Below are 244 nucleotides of genomic sequence, written 5' to 3' on the forward strand. Positions count from 1 at the left end.
GGTGGATCGCGGCCCGGGCATGCACGACGTCGCCCGCTGCCTGAGCGATCACTACAGCACGGCCGCGACGCTGGGCGCCGGCCTGGGGGCGGTTCGCCGGCAGGCCGAAGTGTTCGGCATCCATTCGCGACCGGGTCAGGGCACCGTGGTGCTGGCGCGCTTCCATCGGGCCGGGACGCCCGGCAGCCGGTTGCAGCATGGCGCCCTGTGCACGCCGCACCCCGAGGAGCAGCTCTGCGGCGAC

At 74.6% G+C, this 244-nt stretch carries 1 pseudogene; it reads left to right on the forward strand.

The features are described 5' to 3' along the window. Positions 1-19 precede the first annotated feature (19 nt). Positions 20-244 (forward strand): annotated as a pseudogene (locus FS767_RS22500) (anti-sigma regulatory factor); the annotation flags it as partial.

This window comes from Pseudomonas sp. DE0010 (assembly GCF_007680745.1).
GTDB classification, from domain to species: domain Bacteria; phylum Pseudomonadota; class Gammaproteobacteria; order Pseudomonadales; family Pseudomonadaceae; genus Aquipseudomonas; species Aquipseudomonas parafulva_B.